Here is an 18,242-nt window from a genome sequence, read left to right on the forward strand (position 1 = left end):
AGGACATCTGCCTATTCCAAGTTGTATTCACAAAAGCGTGTCGCTGGTTTCCTTTCGCTGCTGCTATTTGGGATGCTGCTGGCAAACAGTGGGGCGATCGCCCAGACCGAACTTCCCGACTTTCGCCAAAACGCCATCCCTCCTGAAACCAAGCCCGACCGCCGACCCGCTACGGGCACGCCTAACCAGGCAACTTTACCCGCAACGGTGCAGCTCAAGCCGCTGTCGCCGGGGCAATATGTGCTGGAATTTAACCGCAGCCCTGTAGTCGGAACACGGCTGCAACTGCGGGGAATTTATGACGAGTCGCGGCTGCGGTTTACGCGTCCCCGCAGTTGGGAAACCAAATCAGTCAAGGTGTCGCTGCGGTTTCGCCATTCGCCTGCGCTCTATGCCACCCGGTCGAACCTGACGGTGCTGGTCAACGGAGCCAGCGTGGGCAGTGTGCCGCTCAACAAGCCCCAGGGCGAAATCGGCAATGCCATCTATGATGTGCCCATTAGCCTGTTGCAAGACTATAACGAAGTGGTGATTGCAGCGCTGCAAAACAACTCGCCCACCTGCACCCAAGATCCCTACGATCCGTCACTCTGGACGGAAATCTTACCAGATTCCAAGATTGTATTTGACCTTGTGCCTAGGCCGGTGACGCTGGATTTTAGCCGCTATCCGTTTCCGCTGTTTGACGAACTCAGCCTCAGCCCCAATGAGTTAGCCTACCTGCTGCCGAGCGCAGTGGATGAAGCGTGGTTGACGGCTGCCAGCCGCTTTCAGAGCAGCCTCGGACGGTTGGCACAGTTTCGCCCGATTGATACGCGGCTGGTAAAACGGGTCAACGAACTTAGCCCCGGCGAGCGACTGGTGGTGATCGGCACGACTCAAATGCAGCCTGTGCTGAAGTCGCTGAAGCTGCCGCTGAAATTGCAGGGCGATCGCTGGCTGGATGAAACCCAGAAGCCAATCGCCGATGATGTGGGTGTGCTAATGCTGACCACTTCGCCAGATGCAAAGAGCCTAGTGCTAGTGGCCACAGGCAACACGCCCGCCGCCGCCAGCAAAGCGGTCCAGTTTTTGCTGCAAAGTCGCGATCGCCAGATTGGAACCGGCAGCGTGATTTTGGTGAAAGACCTGACCAACGTGCCTACGCCAGACCCCCGCGATTGGCCAGGCTATCTACCCATCGAAAATTCCTTCCAACTCAAGGACTTGCTGACCCAGGCCAATGAGCCATTCCAGGACATCACCACCCGCGGTTCCGATGCGCCGCCCATCGAAATCGACTTTCGGGCCCTGCCAGACGATCGCTTTTTGGTCGGCAACGTGCTAAACCTGCGCTATAGCTATGGGCCACAGCTCAACCCGTTGACCTCACTGTTGGAAGTGCAGTTGGATGGCTTGCCGCTGGCAGGACGCAAGCTGGATGCGGTGGATGGTGTGCGAAACGGCACCTTCCGGGTGGATTTGCCTGCGGATAAGATCAAACCCAATTCCAAACTTCAAATCCGCTTTCGGCTAGACCCCCGCGAACGCCGCTCCTGTAATCGGGCAATCGATCAGCAGCTTTGGGGCACGGTTCATGCAGACACGAGCTTCGAGCTAAAGCGCGAAAATATGGCGCGAGTGCCCGACCTGAAACTGCTGCAAGTCGGCTATCCCTTTGCGGCACCCCAGGATTTGTCACAGACAGCGATCGCCCTCCCCCAAAACCCCAACCCCGCAGAATTGCTGCTGCTGCTGGAGGTGAGCGAGCGGTTGGGACGACTGAGCAAAGCCGAATCGATTAAGCTGAATGTCTATCGCGCTGGGCAACTGCCCGATGAGGTGCGAAAAACCCATCATCTCATTGCCCTTGGCGAGCGATCGCGCTTTCCGCTGCCCGAAGCCTTCCCAAGCAGCGGCTTCAACCTAGAGGCACTGTTTGAACGCAAACGAGAGGGCGCAGCGATTCGCACCCTGCCGGATGTGGAAGGGGTTGCCAAACAAATTGTGTCGCCCTGGAATGGCGATCGCGTTTTTCTGGCATTGACGGGACAATCCAGCACCGGAATTCAGCAGTTGCAGGCTTTATTTGAACAGGATGCCCTGTTTTATCAACTGCGAGAAGACACGGTGTTGATCAGCGCCAATGATGCCGCAGTGCAAGCCAATAGCCCCGATGCCTACACGCTGGAATTTCTGCAACAGGCCCGCCAGCGCACCACCCTGAGTGAAGCAAACTGGCGCGATCGCCTGATGCAGCGGGTGGGCGGCTACTGGCTGCTGCTGATTCCGGGCACGATTCTGATTGCGCTGCTGATGTATGGCGCGGGTCAGGCCTGGTTGAATCGGTATCCGTCTCAAGAAAAGCAGTAGGAGGTGTCTATGGTTCGCGCGATCGCCCCTGCTGCTACGCCAGCATCCAATCAGACCAGAGATCCCATCACCAAGCGGATCTTACTTCGCCTAGTCAATGGCATTCCGCTCTTTTTTGAGACGGCATTTCGCCGCCATCGCTATGCGTTTTTGGTGCTGCTGAGTGCGCTGCTGTGGCTGGCCACGCCCATGATTACAGCCCGTCCTGGCATCTGGCAGCAGGCCATTTTTGGACTGTCGCTAGTCTTTTTAGGCAACTGGCTAGTACGCCTAGAGGAGCAGCAAGAAGATACTGCGCTCAGCGAACGGCTACATCTGGTCTTGGTTGCCCTCAGCGGACTGACCACGCTCCGCTATTTTTACTACCGCACGTTCTATACCCTCTCGCTGGATAGCTGGCTGAATGCGGCCTTTAGCGTGCTGCTCTATGCCGCAGAGATGTACGCAATTCTGACGCTATTTCTGGCCTATTTTCAGACACTCCGCATCCGTCAGCGCCAGCCCATTGACCTCTCCACCGTGCCCCAGGCGCAGTGGCCCACTGTAGATGTCTACATTCCGACCTACAACGAAGATGTAGAAATTGTGCGAAAAACGGCGATCGCCGCCCTCGCCATCGACTATCCCGCCGACAAAAAGTGCGTGTACGTTCTAGACGACGGCCGCAAGTATCCCGAACGCCGCGCCGAGCTACAAGCCATGTGCGACGAGGTAGGTGCAATCATGCTGGTGCGCGACAACAACGACCACGCCAAAGCGGGCAACATCAACACGGCGCTGGAGAAAACCCACGGCGATTTGGTGCTGATCTTGGACTGCGACCATATCCCCGCCCGCTGCTTTCTCAAAGAAACGGTAGGCTTTTTCCTCAAGCCCAAAGTCGCACTCGTGCAAACGCCGCACTGGTTCTACAATCCCGACCCCTTCGAGCGCAACCTGCTGACTCGTGGACAAATTCCCGTGGGCAACGAGCTATTTTACAAAGTGCTACAAAAAGGCAACGACCACTGGAACGCTGCATTCTTTTGCGGCTCCGCGGCGGTCGTGCGGCGCGAGTATATTCTGGAGATTGGCGGCATCGCCACCGAAACCGTCACCGAGGATTGCCACACGGCGCTGCGGCTGCATTCGCTCGGCTACCAGTCTGTCTACTACGACAAGATTATGGTAGCGGGATTGGCTCCCGAAAAATTTTCGTCCTACGTGGGTCAGCAGGTGCGCTGGGCAAGGGGCATGGCGCAAATCCTGCGGCTCGAAAATCCCCTGTTTAACCGAAAGCTGAAGCTCACGCTGGCCCAGCGATTGTGCTATTTCAGCGCTACGTCACACTTCTTCTTTGGCTTTCCGCGACTGATGTATGTGGCTGCGCCGATGATTTACCTGCTGCTAGGCATTTCGTCGGTGCGCGGGCTGGGTCTAGAGACGATGGCCTACGCGCTGCCGCACATTCTTTTGTCCATGCAAACCAACCACATTCCCTACAAGCACGTCCGCTTCTCTTTCTGGAACGAAGTGTATGAATTTGCCATGTCGTTTCAGGCGGGCATTGTGACGCTGTTGGCGTTGATCAATCCAAAGCTGGGATCGTTCAACGTGACGGACAAGGGACTGACGGTGACTGAGCGCAACTTTGATTTCGAGAGTGTGCGCTATCTGGTATATTTGAGTGCGATCGCCGCCGCCTCCCTGCTGGCCATCCCCTTCTGGCTGGTCATCAGTCCACAGGACGCGCAGGCTGTGCTGATCAATGCAGTTTGGAATGTGTTTAACCTGTTTTTGCTGCTGGCGGCCTGCTTGGTCGCCTTTGAACAACCCCAGTTGCGCGATGCTCATCGACTGCCTCGCAAGATTACCGCTATCATCCACAGCGACGGCCAGCAGTGGAGCGGCACGACACAAAATGTGAGCGAGTCAGGGGCATTGCTACTACTAGATGAGTGGCCTAATGTACCAGATGAAGTTCGGGTAGAACTGATTGGGGATTATGGAGCGCGAGTCTTACTCGATGCTAGAATCATTCGCGCCAAGGCGACCAGCAACTTGCAGGTACAAGTTGCCGTTCAGTTTATCAATCTGAGCCGCACTCAAACCGATGATTTGGTTCTCGTGCTTTACTCGGACGTAAAAGAGTGGTATTCCCAAAAGCGCGAGCAGCGAGACAATCCGGTAGATTCCTTTAAATTCATCGCCGCCAGCATTGGGCGCGTCTTTCGCGAGTTTCGACCCGAATCCAGTGTTGCTGTGCGAAAGCAGGTACAGGCTGCGGCCTATCTGTTTTGGGAAGGGTGGGGTGATGTATCCTATCCGGCGACGCTGACGGAGATAGGGATGCGCGATCTGCGGCTGGAGATAGACATGATTGAGCTTGAGACGGTTGAAGAATTGCAGGTCAGCCAACCGCTGCTGAGCCTGTTGGTGTTTCGTCAGCCGGATGACCCAGAACCGCAGAGTCTGGTCGCACAAATCATACGGGTGGAAGTGCTGGCTGGGTTGAGCGATCGCACTATTTTGGAACTCAGCTTTCCACCCGAACTCGATCGCCAGCAGAAGGATAAGATTCGCCGCCTGCTGCGATCGCTCAATTAATCTTTTGGCTCATCCTCGCCAGTTTAGATGCGTCATGAACCATGAACAATGATCATCAGGGCTGCTATCCAGAGGAGGGCGGGATGTCTAACATTCCGCCTCTGAGTATGAGCAAAAATAACAATCGATTTGCCCTACAGCATTTTCTTGCGGGGTGAGGCACATGCTGCCCTCACGAGGCAAGGGCTTATTGACCATCCGTGTGCCTCACTAGCTTCAAAAACGCTGTATCAGAACAGGCTGATTATTCAAAAGTCAATTGATTTGGACGAATATCCGGATGTTTTTATTAAAGTATTAAAGTTTATGCAGGTGAAAAATAAATGGAAAAAGCCCAATTAAAACCACTCTTTTTATTTGTTGTCTCATCTTTATTTAAGGTTTGCAAAAGTTGCTTGCAGGTCTGTTAATCTAATAATACGCATCAGCCAAATTGCTGAAATACTCAGATTTAGAGAAGCTGCCCAAAGCATCTACCACTGCTTCTACCACACTCACTCCTGCATCTCTACCAAAACATTTAGCCCCCCTTGAACCCTCGCAGCCAGATCGCTTTACAGGTTCAAACGCTCAAGGCTAAAACTTCATTTCTACTTTGGCGATTCAAAGATTTAGCCTCTGAAATAGGCGCATAAACCCATTCGGGAGAGAAATTGGGCGATCGCCCTTATCTCCCTTCACCAGTCGCACTGCATCACCCAAGAGACTGAACCAATCAGATACACGCTGCGGAACCTTTTATGAAGGTTGTCAACAGTTGAAGTAAGGTCAAGTAGTGACTCATGAATACCACCTCAATTGCAGGATATCGATTTCCTCAAAAGTTATATCCACTCAATCTTTTGGCCCAGCTCAAAAGTCGAAAAACGACTGGCTGTTTGCGCGTTACTGATGGTTCTACAACTTGGTTCATTTATCTGGAAGAGGGCGACTTGGTGTATGCCTCTAGCTCGATTGATTCCTTTGGCAGACTGGATCGTCACCTGAGTAAAATGAGCCGTCATTTGCCCAGCTTGGTCAGCGCGGTGCGCGTGCAACTGCGGCTCTTGTTTGAAAACCGCCCCATCTATCAATCAGAATTTGTGCCAGATTATCAGGCAATTTGCTGGTTGATCGATCAAAATCACCTGACGGGTGAATATATCTTTAATTTAATTGACGGTCTGGCGAAGGAAGTGATTGAGGGATTTTTGCTGGTCAATGCGGGCAGCTATGAGCTGCTTGAAAGAGAGCGATTCTCAGAGTGGAGGACTTTTTGCAAGATCGATTTGCGAGATTTGGCAGACTACTGTCAGCAGCATGTGGCGCATCAAAAGCCACAAATGGCGATCGCCCAAACGCCTACCTTTAAGACTATTCCAATCGAAAGAGGGCGATCGCACTCAACCCTATCTCAATTCAAAGATACGCCTGAGAAAACGGCCCCTACAGAGCATGGCTCAACCATAGGAGTAGATCAGCCTAAGCTTTCCAAGGAGCATTATACCGTCGTCTGTATCGATGACAGCCCAACGATTTTGCGGTCAATTCAAGCATTTCTAGACGACACGATGTTTTCAGTCGTTTTGATTAGCGATCCGGTAAAGGCGCTCATGCAAATTGTACGAACCAAGCCCGATCTAATTTTGCTAGATGTGACGATGCCTAACTTAGATGGCTATGAATTATGTTCCCTCTTGCGCCGCCATCCGAGTTTCAGAAATGTTCCCGTCGTGATGGTGACTAGCAACACAGGCTTGATTGATCGCGCCAAGGCGAAATTGGTTGGCGCATCTGGCTATCTAACGAAGCCATTCAATCAATCCGACTTATTAAAGGTTGTCTTCAAGCACTTGAGCTAGGACAAGAGCAAAGGCAATCAAGAGCGGCGTAGCACTTCTTGCAAAGGCTGCTCAAAATACCATTTGTAATTTCTATTCATAGAGGCAACAAATCCATGACTCTCACTTTGACGAATTTGACGAAGACGATCCTGGTTGTTGAAGACACACCCTCTGAAATGGAGTTGATGAGCCATTATCTTCGCGAGAGTGGCTGCACAGTGATTAATGCGGTGACTGCTAAAGAAGCAATGGAAAAAGCAATTCAACACCGCCCAGATGTGATTGTCACAGATGTCGTGATGCCAGGAATGAGCGGCTTTGAGTTGTGTCGCAGCCTCAAAAAGCAGCCAGAAACATCCAAGGTTCCAATTGTCATTTGCACGTCCAAAAACCAAGAAATTGATCGTCTTTGGGGAATGAAGCAGGGGGCAGATGCGTATTTAACCAAGCCCTATACCCGTGAACAATTGCTACGAGCAGTGATGAGCGTTGTTGGAGTTGGGCTGTGAATGCTGCTTTAGTTCCCAATCAACCGTCTGCCCTAGCGCCAGTCTCCTATGTGGGGCGATCGCACACCCATATTCGATTCAATCTGACCCCACAAACACCTGCGGTGCTGCCATTGTCTTGTGTGCAGGAAGCCATCACTGTACCCGCGCAGCGCATCACCCCCATGCCGAATATGCATCCCTGCTTGTCTGGCTTGATGAATCGCCGCAGTCAGGTGGTCTGGGTGGTTGATTTGGCACAAATGTTGGGGTTGTCGTCTGGTTTTTACAGCTCTCAACAGTTCAACTTGATTTTGGTGCGGACGGAAGCGACTCCTCTAATGTTTCGAGTTCAAGAAGTTAGTGGAATTCTGAATATCAGTCCCGATTTAATTCAGCCAACGCCAGCCAATTTTTCTAGCAACATTGCGCCTTATGTAGACGGCTGTGTTTCCCTGGATTCTGATCTGCTGCTGGTGTTAAATGCAGAGGCGATCGCCCGTTCATCCCTTTTGCGACCCTTTTGAGGTTTCCCCGTTTGGGTTCTATTGCACGCCCATTAGCGACCATGCTTACGTCTCTTCAGGGCTAAAAAGATTCAAATCTGACTTCTCATTTCCTCGGCTAATCCTTCAGCCAATAATTCATGCCTCAATTATTGATGCCTCAATTATTGCGGCATCGATCACTGCTGCCTAATTCCATTCTTTAACCTCTCTTGCGCTAGGTTTTGAACTATGACCACTGAATTTCGCCCAGCTTCTAAGAAAACGGATTCTACTGTGCTTCCATCCACCGATTCATTCCCTCAAAACGGTCATGAGGAAGGGGTGTCTTCGCCCCCCGACTATGATGATCACATGATTTATCGGGGTATCAACTATGGGAACAGTTATAAGGATTCAATTGTAATTACTCGGCCGAGTTCCTACCCTTTGATTCAGTGGTTCAAAAACCTAGGAGTTCGCAGCAAGCAAGTCTTGGGATTGACAACCTCCACTGCAATTTCAGTTGTTGGGTTAGTTGGCATCGGCGCGTTGCTGATTGTGATATCTGGACGCAATCAATTGCGAAACCAAGCAAAATCTGAGCTGTCGGTGATCGCAATTGCCTACGATATCAAAGTCAACCAAATGGGCTTTGGGTTTCAAGTGCAGGCTGATAACAGAGCAATTGTTTCCGCGGCAGCTACCCACGCCGCAGGCGGTCGCCTTTCGTCCGAACTCGAAGCAGAAGTTAGAGCTATTTTGCAAAATGAGGTAAAAACCTACGGGATTGAGTACGCCACGCTCGTGGGTAAGGATTTGCGGATTATCGCCAGCGCCAATGCAAAACGCACTGGACAGCGATTTGATCCCAATGGACTAGTGGGTACGGTGCTGCAAAATCCAAGGCAGGTTAAAGCGACAGCAATTGTCTCATGGGACGAGCTAAAAAACGAAGCGCCGCCTCTGCCGGAGGGCTTTGGGGGGCAGGATGCACTAATTCGCTACACAGTGACCCCAGTTTTTGCACCTGATACGAAAGAGGCGATCGGGGTGCTAGTGTCGGGGGATATTGTTAATGGCAAGCTAAGGATTGTAGAAAAACCGCTCTCTGCATTTGGAAATGGGTATGGTGCAGTTTACCAAGTGCAGCCCGATGGCAGCTTGGCGCTGACAACCGCGCTGGCAGCGGGAGATAACCCTGATATTAGTCAAGCAATCCCAGATATCGCCCTAGAAGATCCGCAACTGCTGCGCGATGCGATCGCCGCACGCGGTCAGGTTGTAACCCAGCGTGGGCCAGTTGGCTCAATGACCCATACGCTGGCTGCCAAGGCAATTCCCAACTTCAACGGTGAACCAACGGCCGTGTTGGTGCGGGGGAGTTCTGAAACTCCGTTGAATCGGCTGATCGTCGAAAGCCTAGGGTTGCAGTTTTTGGTTTCGCTGGTTGCGATTGCGGTGAACCTGTTGCTGGCAAGGCTGCTGGGTCTGTCTATCCTGCGTCCAGCGCGGCAACTGCAATCCACCGCCCAGCGCTTTATTCAGGGCGATCGCCAGGCTCGCGCCGATATCTATGGCACTGATGAACTCGGAGAAGTGGCTCAAGTCTTTAACCAACTGGCAGACAGCGTCATGCAATCCGAAGCAGCCTTGCGGATGCAAAGTGAGCGCGAAAAGCAGTCTACCGAGCGTGCCATACTGCTAGCAGAAATAACCAGCCGGATTCGCCAATCTCTGGATGAAAAGACAATCCTGTCCACTTCTGTGCAAGGGGTGCGGGAAGTGCTGAAAGCTGATCGCGTGCTGATTTATCGCTTTGCCCCTGACCTAAAAAGTGGCGACATCACCGCTGAGGATGTCGGGCGCGGCTGGAAACGGGCCCTGGGGCAAACCATTGAAGACCCCCTCAGCCCCGAAGCCATCGAGCGCTACTACACCGGCCGAGTCAGCTTTGTGACCAATCGCGAAACCGCCGAGCTGACCCACTGCCACTGCGAAATTTTGAAGCGCTTGGAGGTGCAGGCCAATATGGTGGCTCCCATTTTGGCGGGCGACGAGCTGATTGGGCTACTGTGTGTTCACCAATGCTCTGGCCCACGGCAGTGGGAAATGGTCGAAATTGAACTGCTGCAACAAATTTCTGTGCAGATTGGCTATGCCCTGAGTCAGTCCAAGCTGTTGCAAAAACAGCAAGCCACTGCCGAGACAGAACGCCAACTGGCGGAGATTGTGGCCCGAATGCGGGAGAGCTTTGAGGAGCCGAGGATTTTGCGAGCGGCCGTTACCGAAGTGCGGCGATCGCTCAACTGTCAGCGGGTCGGGGTCTATGCCTTCGACGAAAACTGGCACGGCACCTTTATCGCCGAATCCGTCGAATCAGGCTATCCGGCTGCCCTGTCCAACACAATCTACGACCCCTGCTTTGCCGAAAAGTATGTCGAGCAATATCGCCAGGGGCGCGTGCAAGCGGTCGCCGACATTACCCAAGCCGGACTCACCGAATGCCATCTCGAACAGCTCAAACCCTATCAAGTCCGGGCAAACCTGGTTGCGCCCATTCTGATTGGCGAAGAACTGATGGGCTTGCTGATTGCCCACCAGTGCGATGCCCCCCGCGTTTGGAGCCAGCTTGACATCAACTTCTTCCGCCAGGTGTCAACCCAGCTTGGCTACGCCATTGAGCAAGCCCGCCTGTTTAACCAAGCCAACGCACTCTCTGAAGAACGCCGTCGGCAGCAAGAAACGCTTCAGCGGCAGCTTATGGCCCTGCTAGACGACGTAGAAGGGGCGGCTTCGGGCGACCTCACCGTGCGGGCAGACGTGACGGCCGGGGAAATTGGCACCGTTGCCGACTTTTTCAACTCGATTATTGAGAGCCTGCGCCAGATTGTGACCCAGGTGAAACGCTCCGCCAACCAGGTGAACGAGTCGCTCGGACAAAATGAAAGCGCCATTGCTGCACTGGCGAATGCCGCCCTCAAGCAAGCGGAGGAAACCACGCGCATTATGGACTCGGTGGAGGCCATGACGCACTCAATTCAGCAAGTTTCTCAGCAGGCCCAGCAGGCAGCCACGGTGGCGCACACCGCCTCTGCCACCGCAGAGGTCAGCGGCAGCGCGATGGATTTGACGGTGCAAAATATTCTGAATCTGCGAGAAATCATCGGAGAAACCTCGAAGAAGGTGAAGCGCTTGGGTGAGTCGTCGCAGCAAATTTCTAAGGCTGTGTCGCTGATTAACCAGATCGCCATGCAAACCAACTTGCTGGCGATTAACGCCGGGATTGAGGCGGCTCGCGCGGGCGAAGAGGGTCAGGGCTTTGCCGTGGTGGCAGAAGAGGTGGGCGAACTGGCGGCGCGATCTGCGGATGCAACGAAGGAAATCGAGCGCATTGTGGAAACCATTCAGCAGGAAACGGTGGAGGTGGTGGAAGCGATGGAGCGGAGCACCAGCAAGGTGGTCGAGGGCACCCACTACGTGGAAGATGCAAAACAAAACTTGGCGCAAATTCTGGATCTGTCGCGTCAAATTGACGAGCTAGTGCAGTCGATTTCGGAAGCGACGGTGTCTCAGGTGGAAACTTCTGCGGCCGTGGCGATGCTGATGCAGGAGGTCGCTCAGGTGTCGGAGTTGACTTCTGACTCGTCGCGTAAAATCTCTGGGGCGCTGGCAGAAACGGTCGAGGTGGCGCGTGAACTGCAAGCCTCTGTCGGCACCTTTAAGACTGGAGAACGAGTCTAGTCTGGGGAGCTTTGGTTCTAGCGTTCTTGGGTTTGCGATATCGCTTGTCGCCTTTCGCTTGTCGCCTTTCTTAGAGAGTCATTATGGTCTACGACAAGGAACTTGAAATCCAACTGCAATTCTTGGAGGAAGCTCAAGAGTATTTGAGGACATTGGAATCTCAACTGCTCGGGCTGGCCCAGGCGATTGATGCGGACAAAATCAATGAGGCACTGCGGGCTGCCCATTCGATTAAAGGGGGCGCGGGCCTGATGGGCTTTCAAAGCCTCAGTGATCTGGCGCATCGCCTAGAAGATGGGCTGAAGGTGTTGAAGGTGCAGCGCCAATCGTTGGACGTGGATGGCAGTTTGGAACAGCTTTTGCTGGCATGTGTGGATGGTTTGGGGAAGGTGATTGCCTGCGATCGCCAAAGTCTGGCTACAGAGGGCGATCGCCCCCGCCCAACCAAGGCTCCAGATTGGCTGCTGGAACAGATTGAACCCGCCTACCAGCAGCTTTATGAGCGGTTGGGCACGCCCCAGGATGAAGATGCCTACTCGCTCCTGTCTCCTGAAGACGGGCAAGATATCATTCCCCTCCTGTTTGAAACTGAGGTCGAGGGCTGTTTGCAGCGGCTTGAGGCGGCAATTCATGAACAGTCTCCCCGCCTGAAAGAGGAGGTCGAAATTTTGGCACAGGAGCTAGAGGGTTTGGGAGAAATGCTCCAGCTCGAAAGCTTTTCTCAACTGTGTCAATCGATCGGGGTTCAAATAGCCCAAACGGAGACGGCGGATGCAACTGCCATTTCCACCCTTGCACAGGCTGCATTACAGGCCTGGCGACGGGCACAGGCGCTCGTTCTGACTGGAAACCTGGCAGCTATCCCCACAGAGTTGCGGACTGAACACTCCGACTCTGGGGCGTTTGCAGCTTCCTGGGCTGGCGAGATGGCTGGCGTGTCAGCCTCTACGATGTCTTCTGCTTTCCCAGCCGAGCTTCACTCTGAAGCAACTGCTGCCTGTGCAGCAGACCATGCTGCAATGCTCGAAGCGGCCGCAGTTGAAGATCATGCCGTTGCAGATTATTTTGCAGATCAGGTTGCAGATCAGGTAGATTTTCAATTTGCGGGTGCGGAATACGGAGAGTCTGCGGCAGATCTGGCAGCGACGGAGATTTCGGGTGCATCGGCAGCCTTGGATGGGGAAGATGTTGCGGATTTCACGCCTTCGGCTTCGCAATCAGCGTCATCCGAGCAGGCTCCCCGCTTTGAAGCTCCGGCCGCAGCCAACGCTTCTGGCTCTTTCCACTCTCAGTCTGGCGATCGCCCCGTGGATCGCCCTATGGATCGCCCCGTGGATCGCCCCGTAATAGCCCCAACTCAGCAAAGCCACCGCAGCAGCAACACACACCCTACCGAAACGCCGCAAGACAATACAGTGCGGGTGTCTGTGCAACAGCTCAATCAACTGAGTGATCTGTTTGGTGAGCTGACCATTGACCGCAATGCGCTGAGCCTCTATCTCAAACGTCTCCGGAATTTGACGCGGCTGCTCAACCGCCGGGTAAAAATTCTGGAGCAGGCTAGCTCGGAACTGCGAACCACGTATGATCGGCTGGCGACCGATGGTGGGCGATCGCCCCGCCCATCCGCACTCAAGCTGCTACCGAGCAGCGAAACGCGGTCTGCCCAGCCGGGCGATCGCAACCGACCGGCTCAACCCAGCAGCACGCTCCCAAACAGTGGCGCTGAGCCAAATTCAAACCAGGCAACAGATTGGTTTCCGCAGTCCTCGCCCTCATCTGCTCCTCAGCCGTCTGAGCATCGGCTAGGGGCCGGGCTTGGCGGTGGGTTTGATGCGCTAGAACTCGATCGCTATGAAGATGTTCACCTGCTCTCGCAAGACATTCTGGAAACCATCGTCCAGGTTCAGGAAGTCACCACGGACATCGACCTGACGCTGGAAGAAGTGGAGCAAGCGTCTCGCACCCTAGACAAGACAGCCAACCAACTCCAGTCTCGGCTGACTCAAGTCCGAATGCGGCCGCTGTCTGACTTGGTCGATCGCTTCCCTCGCGCCCTGCGGGAACTGTGCTTGCAACATGGCAAGAAGGTACGTCTTCAGGTCAATGGTGCTAGCACGCTGATCGATCGCAATATTCTCGAAGCACTCAACGACCCGCTGATGCATTTGCTGCGGAATGCCTTCGATCATGGCATCGAAGATCCGCAAACCCGGCTAGCTCAGGGCAAGCCAGAGGAAGGTGTGATTAAAATCCAAGCCTTCCATCGCGGCAATCGCACGTTCATCACTATCCAAGATGATGGACAGGGCATCCCGCTTGAAAAAATCCGCGCCAAGGCGATCGCCATGGGGCTAGACCCTAGCTTATTGGGGGTTGCCAGCGAAGAAGAACTGGTTTCCCTGATTTTTGAACCCGGTTTTAGTACCAAGGAACAGGTCACTTCGCTATCTGGGCGCGGCGTAGGCATGGATGTGGTGCGGGATCATCTCAAGCAAATTCGCGGCGACATCAAAGTAGAAACCAAAGCAGGCTACGGCACAACGTTTACGCTCTCTGTGCCGTTCACGATGTCTGTGGTGCGCGTGCTAATTGCCGAAAGCAACGATATGCTGATTGGCTTTCCGAGCGACGTGATTGGCGAAATGCTAAAGCTTGAGCCAGAGAAGATCGTTCGGGTGGGCAACAGCGAGATGCTGAATGTGCAAGGCAACTTGGTTCCGCTGGTCGTTCTATCACGCTGGCTCCGATTCCCCGGGCCCCGTCATCCCTATCGCCTGGAAACACCCCCCAGCATTAGTGAACCAGTGGTGCTGTTAGTAGAACACAACAATCAAATCTTTGGCATCCAAATCGAGTCTTGCTGGGGTGAGCAGGAAACCGCTGTACGCCGCATTAAAAGCACGATTCCGCTACCTGCTGGCTTTAGCAATTGCACCATTCTGGGCGATGGGCGCGTGGTGCCGCTGGTCAATATACCAGAATTGCTGCACTGGATTGCTAGCGCCAGCGCCGAGACAGCCGACCCGCCAGCGCCCCTGTCTGCTCCACTGGGCGATCGCCAGTTCAGGCTAGCAGATATCGATTCTCTATTGCCGGGCCAGGCTGCTCTGCTGGAGCAACAGCCCGCGATTCTGGTCATCGACGATTCGATCAACGTCCGCCGATTTTTGGCGCTCACCCTAGAGAAAGCAGGCTATCAGGTCGAGCAGGCAAAAGACGGACAAGAAGCGGTCGAAAAGCTGCGGGCTGGGCTTCAGGTGAACGCGGTCGTGTGCGATATTGAAATGCCGCGCTTGGATGGCTACGGCTTTTTGGCAAAAGTAAAATCTGATCCGCAGTTTGAGCATTTGCCCGTCACCATGCTGACCTCGCGCACTAGCGCCAAACATCGCCAACTGGCCCTCAGCTTGGGGGCGATCGCCTATTTCTCGAAACCCTACAACGAGCAAACCCTCCTGTCCACCCTGGCACAACACATTCATGGCTCTTCTGAACTCTCTGCGAGCGCTGCGCTCTAAACCCGTCGAGGCTACTCGGCAACTGCTGGTTTTTCCGCTGCGACAGGAGCGGTTTGCCCTGCCGCTGGCAATTGTGCATAGGGTCATCGAAATCGACCGTCTCTATGCTCAGCAGGATGGCACAGAAACGGCGATCGCCCTCGCCCATAACGAAAATATTCCCGTGTTAAACATCCAGCAGCGCATCTTTGTGAATGCACAAACACCCGCCAAACGCATAGAATCTGACACGCAAATCGACACGCAGCACGTTGGTAGCCAGGATGCAGCCAATCAGCAGTCCAGCACCTTTGCCACACCTCAATACCTAATCCTGGTTTACAACTTGCAGGGAGATATCACTGGGCTGCTAATTGATGGGCCGCCTACCCTCCAGCGCTTTGCAGAATCTGCCTTCCAACCCCTGTCTGGACTTTACCAGCAGGAAGGCGGGATTCGCTGTGTCAGCGGACTTGTCCTGCCCCGTGCTGACTGTGCCCCAATTTTCTTACTCAATCTGGCACAGGTGATGCAATCTCAAACGGCACTCTCAGGATCGATGTAACCAAGAGTGCAGGGCGCGGAGTTGGGGCGTTTTCTTGAGCTGGTGAGTCTCCATGCGTGCTAGCACATCGTCTAAGATGGCAATGGCTTCGGTGACGAACCGGCCCTTATTCAACATCACACATTCGGCGCGTTCTGCCATAGCAGCATCCGTCATTTCACCCCGCGACGGTGCGCCTTTTTTCACTAAGCTTTCCAACACCTGCGTTGCCCAAATAACGGGCACATGCGCTGCCTCGCATAGCCAGAGAATTTCTTCCTGAATTTCGATGAGGCGCTGGTAGCCAATTTCCACTGCTAGATCGCCTCTTGCAATCATCACGCCAAAGGATTGTTGCCCGGCGGCGTAGACGATCAGCTCTGGCAGGTTGGAGACTGCTAGTGCAGTTTCAATCTTGGCAACAATTGCCGGAATCTTTGCCGAAACCTCAGGATTTGCGGCACAGTCGGTTTTGGCGTTGCCCAATCGCTGCCGCAGTTCTGTCTGCAAGAGCGTAATGTCGTCGGGCTGTTGCACAAACGAATAGCCCACGATGTCGGCATGGGTCGCTACAAAGTCTAAGTCGTCCAGATCTTTAGCAGTCAGTGGGCTGAGGTGCAGTGCAGTACCCGGAAAGTTTAGCCCTTTTTCAGGACGCAACTTAGTTCCTTTGGGGCTGGCGTGAGTCACTTGTAACAGCAGTCCGACTTGTCCATTTGGCAGAGGATAGTGCGAATCTATTACGCGGGTGCGAAGCTTGCCATCATCGATATAAACTGTTGCGCCATCAGTGAGGCGATCTAGAACTTCGGGCAGGGTGCAGGTTATGTAGAAGCGATCGCCCGCTGGCGGATGGGCCGCGTCGATGGGGTCACTCGGCTGGGGCAACTGCCGCGCCAGAATCAGCGTGTCGCCCCGAAAGACGCGGGATTGCCCAATTGGGGACAGCACCGCGCCCGTGCGAATTTTGGGGCCGCCCAAGTCCATCATCACTTTGCATGAGGTTCCAGTTTCTTGCTCGGCCCGGCGCACTTGGTCAATCATTTGAGTCCAAATCTCTGGCGTATCGTGGGCGCAGTTGATCCGCACGCAGTTTGCGCCCCGCCGCAGCATTTCGCATACTAAGCCATAGTCAGTTGCTGCTTCGGTTGGAAGCGTGACCATAATTCGGACTTGCCGTCGGGCAGGGGGCGGCCCAAACAGATCTTCAGTGTGCTGTTTTAGCAGACGGTCACCCTCAAAAAATGCTTCGATGGGCGGCCGTGCAGGTGGGTTCTGCGCTCCGCAAACGGCGCTGAGGGTGGCAATGACTGCATCTAAGTTGGGCATCACGCGAGATTCGCTGCGCCCAAGCGAAGATAAACCCCACGGCATCAGCGCGGCTTGTAGATCCCGCAGGTCATGGCGGCGCAGCGCCAGATAGTGGGACAGATTGAGGGCGCTATGTAAAAACGCTTGCCGATGAATGTGCGATCGCCATCGGGAGAAAATTGCCTGCCCTTCATCGGCTACGAGTTGACGCAATGCTTTTAGGGTCGAGAGCAAGACCTGCGGATCGTTTAGATCCAGACCCTCTGCATTGAGCTCTAGAGCGGGAATTGTTTGATGATTCATATTATCTAATTCAATAAATTGAAGAAATTTGAAGTAAAGATTTCTAAATCTAGCATCAGATCGAAGGCAAACCTCTTAATGCTTTCGCTGAGCAAATCAACGGAAAAGCAGCCTTTTGAAAGGCATCTCTAAACAATCGAGAAGTCCTTGAACAGGCATTCTATAGTCATTTAAATCGACACATTTAAGTCAGTAAGAATGCTGTATGCCCACGGCAATCATAAACGAGGTATTAGAAGACTTCGGTGCGTCCCAGATCACAAACCCCGTCGGGGTGAAATTAAGACGAAACTTCCATCTAAAATTAAGCCGCCGCTACAGGCAGTTCGGTTTGCTGCATGACAGCGCTCGATGTCCATTTCTAGATAGCGTTGAGTAGGTTTTTAAGATACGCTCTTTTAGATACCTATGCTAAGACCTATCTTGCTAGCGCTGTTTTCGGCAGTTTTCGGCGTGTTGCTCTGTTTTGGGGGCTACCGCTTTTTCATGGTGATGCTGCCCGTCTGGTCGTTTTTTGCGGGGCTGTGGCTGGGCGCAAAGGCAGTGTTTCTGCTGCTGGGTGGCGGCTTTTTGGCCACGACGACGGGGCTAACGGTTGGGCTGGTGCTAGGAGTTTTGCTGGCGGTTTTTTGCTGGCAATTTTATGAAGTGGGCGTGGCCCTGATGGGCGCGGCTACGGGCGCATTGTTTGGGTCGAGCATCATGGCTATTCTCGGCTTTCAGCAGGGGACGTTGCCTGCGCTGGTGGCGCTGGGAGCGGGGCTGGTGCTGGGCATCTTGACCTATGTGCGAAACTGGCAGAAGTACATTGTGATGCTGCTGTCGGCTCAGGGCGGTGCAAATGCGCTGGTGCTATCGCTGCTGCTGCTGAATGGGCGCGTTTCGATTGAGGATTTGAAAAATGCGGGCAATACGCTGCTGCCCATTTTCCGGGATTCGTGGTTTTGGCTGCTGCTGTGGAGTGGGCTGGCGATCGCCGGATTTCTCTACCAACTACGGCGCTATCGCAGCGTAGAATTCGCCAAGCAAGAGTTTGTCCGCTTTTGGATGTAGGGAACTGGTGTCAAGCTGTTCACTTGGGGTGTAAGAACCAGTCTGCAAGTGGA

10 protein-coding genes are annotated in these 18,242 nt (G+C 53.8%); 9 read left to right on the forward strand and 1 reads right to left on the reverse strand.

Features of this window, described 5'->3' with window-relative positions:
- Positions 1-72: 72 nt before the first annotated feature.
- The 8 genes from IGS16_RS10570 to IGS16_RS10605 all read left to right on the forward strand — a co-directional run bounded on the left by IGS16_RS10570 (position 73) and on the right by IGS16_RS10605 (position 15,543).
- Positions 73-2,352, forward strand: coding sequence for a cellulose biosynthesis cyclic di-GMP-binding regulatory protein BcsB (locus IGS16_RS10570; RefSeq protein ID WP_297085322.1), 2,280 nt, complete (start codon positions 73-75; stop codon positions 2,350-2,352).
- 9 nt (positions 2,353-2,361) lie between these two features.
- Positions 2,362-4,938 carry a UDP-forming cellulose synthase catalytic subunit gene (gene bcsA, locus IGS16_RS10575; protein WP_297085352.1) on the forward strand — a complete coding sequence of 859 codons (2,577 nt, stop codon included), beginning with the start codon at positions 2,362-2,364 and terminating at the stop codon, positions 4,936-4,938.
- Between the two features lie 782 nt (positions 4,939-5,720).
- On the forward strand, positions 5,721-6,779 hold the full coding sequence (locus IGS16_RS10580) for a response regulator (RefSeq protein WP_297085323.1): 1,059 nt from the start codon (positions 5,721-5,723) through the stop codon (positions 6,777-6,779).
- A 95-nt stretch (positions 6,780-6,874) separates the two neighbouring features.
- Entirely contained in the window at positions 6,875-7,270 is a 396-nt protein-coding gene (locus IGS16_RS10585) for a response regulator (protein ID WP_297085324.1), read from the forward strand.
- Positions 7,267-7,776: a chemotaxis protein CheW gene (locus tag IGS16_RS10590; protein WP_297085325.1), complete on the forward strand. Its 510-nt coding sequence runs from the start codon at positions 7,267-7,269 to the stop codon at positions 7,774-7,776. The genes IGS16_RS10585 and IGS16_RS10590 overlap by 4 nt, the downstream gene beginning before the upstream one ends.
- A 540-nt stretch (positions 7,777-8,316) precedes the next feature.
- The gene (locus IGS16_RS10595; protein ID WP_297085326.1) at positions 8,317-11,478 is read left to right on the forward strand and encodes a GAF domain-containing protein; all 3,162 of its coding nucleotides are present in this window, start codon (positions 8,317-8,319) and stop codon (positions 11,476-11,478) included.
- A gap of 83 nt (positions 11,479-11,561) precedes the next feature.
- Entirely contained in the window at positions 11,562-14,999 is a 3,438-nt protein-coding gene (locus IGS16_RS10600) for a response regulator (protein WP_297085327.1), read from the forward strand.
- The gene (locus IGS16_RS10605) at positions 14,962-15,543 is read left to right on the forward strand and encodes a chemotaxis protein CheW (RefSeq protein WP_297085328.1); all 582 of its coding nucleotides are present in this window, start codon (positions 14,962-14,964) and stop codon (positions 15,541-15,543) included. The genes IGS16_RS10600 and IGS16_RS10605 overlap by 38 nt, the downstream gene beginning before the upstream one ends.
- Here IGS16_RS10605 and IGS16_RS10610 read toward each other — a convergent pair.
- Positions 15,529-17,136, reverse strand: a complete 1,608-nt coding sequence (locus IGS16_RS10610; RefSeq protein WP_297085329.1) for a pyruvate kinase — start codon at positions 17,134-17,136, stop codon at positions 15,529-15,531. The two genes, IGS16_RS10605 and IGS16_RS10610, sit on opposite strands and share 15 nt — an antisense overlap.
- Positions 17,137-17,544: 408 nt before the next feature.
- Between IGS16_RS10610 and IGS16_RS10615 the strand changes: the two genes are divergently transcribed.
- Complete coding sequence (locus IGS16_RS10615) at positions 17,545-18,189, forward strand: DUF4203 domain-containing protein (protein ID WP_297085330.1); 645 nt, start codon at positions 17,545-17,547, stop codon at positions 18,187-18,189.
- Positions 18,190-18,242: the final 53 nt, after the last annotated feature.

The sequence above is a fragment of the Thermoleptolyngbya sp. C42_A2020_037 genome, assembly GCF_015272455.1.
GTDB lineage: Bacteria > Cyanobacteriota > Cyanobacteriia > Elainellales > Elainellaceae > Thermoleptolyngbya.

Excerpts from the sequence above, each read along its gene's own strand:
- IGS16_RS10585 (WP_297085324.1), top strand. The coding sequence starts at position 6,875 with ATGACTCTCACTTTGACGAATTTGACGAAGACGATCCTGGTTGTTGAA.
- IGS16_RS10605 (WP_297085328.1), top strand. The coding sequence starts at position 14,962 with ATGGCTCTTCTGAACTCTCTGCGAGCGCTGCGCTCTAAACCCGTCGAG.
- IGS16_RS10600 (WP_297085327.1), top strand. The coding sequence starts at position 11,562 with ATGGTCTACGACAAGGAACTTGAAATCCAACTGCAATTCTTGGAGGAA.
- IGS16_RS10615 (WP_297085330.1), top strand. The coding sequence starts at position 17,545 with ATGCTAAGACCTATCTTGCTAGCGCTGTTTTCGGCAGTTTTCGGCGTG.
- IGS16_RS10580 (WP_297085323.1), top strand. The coding sequence starts at position 5,721 with ATGAATACCACCTCAATTGCAGGATATCGATTTCCTCAAAAGTTATAT.
- bcsA (WP_297085352.1), top strand. The coding sequence starts at position 2,362 with ATGGTTCGCGCGATCGCCCCTGCTGCTACGCCAGCATCCAATCAGACC.
- IGS16_RS10610 (WP_297085329.1), bottom strand. The coding sequence starts at position 17,136 with ATGAATCATCAAACAATTCCCGCTCTAGAGCTCAATGCAGAGGGTCTG.
- IGS16_RS10570 (WP_297085322.1), top strand. The coding sequence starts at position 73 with ATGCTGCTGGCAAACAGTGGGGCGATCGCCCAGACCGAACTTCCCGAC.